The organism is Candidatus Paceibacterota bacterium (assembly GCA_035652395.1).
Classification (GTDB): Bacteria; Patescibacteriota; Minisyncoccia; order Phycocordibacterales; family CAJBRS01; genus JADGRH01.
In genome coordinates this window covers 1-3,467 of record DASRDX010000007.1, presented here as the reverse complement: position 1 = coordinate 3,467, position 3,467 = coordinate 1, and the positions used below count along the sequence as shown (strand labels likewise).

Below are 3,467 nucleotides of genomic sequence, written 5' to 3'. Positions count from 1 at the left end.
GGATTCTGCGGCATTTTCAGGCATTTTTCTGGCTTCGAGCTTTCTCTGCTCCCAAACAGAATCCACGCCCGCCCACACGCAGGTAACGCACACCGTTCGGCGGCTATTCAATCAACTGATTAAGAATTCGAGAAACAAAGGAGAAATTTATGAATAAAAATCGAATTACCTTAATTGTATCTGTGTGGGTCATGTTGCTAACATCATGCGCCCCATCTGCTTCTCAAATTCAAGATGCTATCAAGCAAACACAAGCAGCTTCGACTCCTGTCCCCACTCAAACAGCCTTTCCAACTTATACACCAGTTCCGTCGATTGAGGTCACCCGGATCGTCGAAGTTACTCCTATAAATACACCCTTAGTATCCGATGTACCTTTAGTAAAGTATGTGATTCGTGATGATACATTCGACGGTTCATCTGCTTCCAATTGGGACATGTATGGAACGTACACAACATCAAATAATAACCTTATTCTAGGCCCTGGGCTAATAACTTCACATTTCAACGTCATAAAAGGCGACGGAGGACTTCTGTTATTTCGCACAAAGCCATCTACCACTTTTTATATTGTTTTTGAATGGGGACCTTTCAACGATGCTAGTTATCGTGGTTTTTGGTTTGTAGATAGCGCCTACAATGTTTTCTATAAGGGTCCAGCATATGTTCAACAGGATTTTGCTTTCGCATATAAACCGGATACTTGGTATTATTTACTTATGTGGCTGAATCCCGATAGCGCACAAGGTAAGATTTGGGAAAAAGACCACCCAGAGATTGGCAAAACTTTCAAAATGGATACACCTGATTTTACAAATAGTGTATTACATTACACCGTCAATATACCTATTAATGGAAGTATTGAAATTGCAAACTTTCAGGAAGTTAAGTTTGTAAAATGAATCACTGCGAATAAAAATGAGCCGCCGAACAAAGCGTGCAGTGGATTGGCGGGATTCGTCGCCATTTTCAAGCATTTTTCTGGCTTCAGGTTTTTCCTGCTCTCAAACATTTTCCCCGCCCGCCAACCACTAACGCAAACCGTTAGGCGGCTGAGAGTTTGGCGAAGAGACATAAGAAAACAAAAAAAGCGACACAATGCCATTCCTGGCACGTATCGCCGCTTCCGTCACTAATCGGTAGACGGTTTTTATCACAGCCACTTTTAGAAGTCAAGCATTTTCAAACTATTTTTTCAAAACTGTAATACTCTGGGCCGCCCGAAACGCCGCAGGCTACTTCCGGTCGTTCTCATGTCAAGCGGAACGTTCGACACGGCGAGATCAGCAGGGTCTTCCGTGCGGTACTCCTCACGTCTGTTCCGTACTCATCCCCACGCCGAGAACATCTCGCCAGTCTCACGTAAGCACCGCTTGACATGAGCCTCCGAGACCGGAAGTAAGAACACCTGCGTTCGGGCGGCCAAACTATGGGCGGCACTACCGAAGACTAAAAGAATACGGACTTGAAAAGAAAATATCATCCGCCTGATAACCACCTTTCACCTTTTTGAATTTCCGCAACTGGATCAGTTTTATTCGCTCTGCATCATCTTGTGCTTTCCAAATTAAAACAGTAAGTTTATCCTGCAACCACTTCGGAAGTTTCCAATGTCTCACCCAATCTTGAAGCACGAATATCGAAAAGCCAAAAATCCGTATGCCCTTCGGATAACTCGCCTTCTGTTCGTCCTTTTGCAAATACTTCGAGAGATAAGCATACACATGCTGTACCCGCTCTATTCTTGTCATGCCATACGTCCAATACCCTTCTTCATCTGGTTTTGGCAGTCTTGTTCCCTTCCGCACCACAAAAATAACATGGTAATGCACCGCTCCACGTTCCTGCATTTCTGCCACCCAAAAATAACCCAATAATGCCGCTCCAAGATGACGCTTCACTTTGCGAATGAACTCAGTCACATGCTTCGGACGCCAGTCATCCACACCCTTGTAAGTCAAAGTCACCATGATGTTGTCCACTTCCGACACCATTAGACTAACTTCCTCCCTCCAATTGGAAAAGAAAGATAGACGCTTCTTCAGACGCCCCAAACGAATTTGGAGAGAATTGACTTCATTTATTTTACCTGTTCGACCATCCAAAAATCTCATTCTTTGTCACCTTGTTTATTAATTAGACAAGCCCACGACGACTGAAGACCAAGACGGGACTAATGGAGCGTGTACCGCCACGCCGCCTAACAAAGCATGGAGCGGACGTTCACTACCTCTACGCTTCGACTGTCCTTTTCAACCTGCTTACTAAACAGCGTTATAATCCTTTTCAACCTGCCCGATCCGCCGCTCATGCGGGACCGTTGGCACGCCCCTTGCAAAATTGAGTCAAGAAAATATAAAGGATAAATTCAGATGAAGGGACGAACTGTAAAAATATATCTGGTTGATGGTATTCCAAGCGGGGTAATGACTGCCGAGATTATGAATTGGACAGGCAAATTTACAGTTGCGCCCCGTACACAATTAGCCGATTTGGCCCAACGTGACGAACTCAAAAGAACTGGCGTTTATATTTTGGCAGGACAGAATCCGAAAGACCCATCGCAAGAAATGGTTTACATTGGCGAAAGTGACAATATTTGGAAAAGGCTAATTCAGCATAACAGCGACTCTTCTAAAGATTTTTGGGGCAAGACCATCATCATTACCAGTAAAGATGAAAATTTGACCAAAGCGCACGGGCGCTATTTGGAAAGTCGGTTAATTCAAATTGCAAGTCAAGCACAACGGGCGCAGGTTATCAACGGCACAAATCCAGAAATTACAAGTTTGCCCGAACCAGATATTGCGGATATGGAATATTTTTTGGCTCAAATTCAAATGATATTGCCCGTTTTGGGTTTTACATTTGCTGTACCACTTCCAAAAATCAATATTGTTCAAAACTCAGAAAGTCCCGATTCTGTATCTCCTGTTTTCCATTTCAATTACGCTGGCTCGAATGCCGAAGCCCAAGAAGTAAATGGTGAGTTTATAGTTTTTGAAGGCTCAACGGCTAGAAAAGCGCATACAAATAGCCTTGCAGAATCTTATATTCAAATCCGTGAGAAATTGCAAAGGGAAGGTAAACTTGTAGATAGTCAAAATCCCGATTATTGGGTGTTCGCTCAAAATGTGCCGTTTCAAAGTCCAAGTACAGCCGCAAATATTGTAGGTGGGGCTTCGCTAAATGGTAGACAACATTGGAAAGTGAAGGACACTGGCGAGTCTTACGCACAGTGGCAAGATGAACAAATTAAGAAAGCCGAAACGGTTGAGTCTGTTCAAAATGCAAGTGAGTCTTAATGCCAAAAGCGTGCCAACAAAGCGTGCAGCCGACTGGTGGGATTCGCCGCGACTTACAAGCCTTTTTCTACCTTTGGGCTTTTTCCTGCTCTCGGAGTTTTGTCTCGTCCCGCCCACCAGCGGCTAACGCAAACCGTTAGCCGCCATTCGATAAGCAAAGTC

The 3,467-nt window shown here is 44.2% G+C and carries 3 protein-coding genes; 2 read left to right on the top strand and 1 reads right to left on the bottom strand.

Annotated elements, in window-relative coordinates:
- The first annotated feature begins 194 nt into the window (after positions 1-194).
- Positions 195-902, top strand: coding sequence for a hypothetical protein (locus VFA52_00085; protein ID HZS42614.1), 708 nt, complete (start codon positions 195-197; stop codon positions 900-902).
- Between the two features lie 537 nt (positions 903-1,439).
- Here VFA52_00085 and VFA52_00080 read toward each other — a convergent pair.
- Positions 1,440-2,114: a hypothetical protein gene (locus VFA52_00080; GenBank protein ID HZS42613.1), complete on the bottom strand. Its 675-nt coding sequence runs from the start codon at positions 2,112-2,114 to the stop codon at positions 1,440-1,442.
- A gap of 258 nt (positions 2,115-2,372) precedes the next feature.
- Here VFA52_00080 and VFA52_00075 point away from each other — a divergent pair, with 258 nt between their 5' ends.
- A complete protein-coding gene (locus VFA52_00075) occupies positions 2,373-3,305 on the top strand; it encodes a GIY-YIG nuclease family protein (protein ID HZS42612.1) in 933 nt (310 codons plus the stop codon).
- The last annotated feature ends 162 nt before the right edge of the window (positions 3,306-3,467 follow it).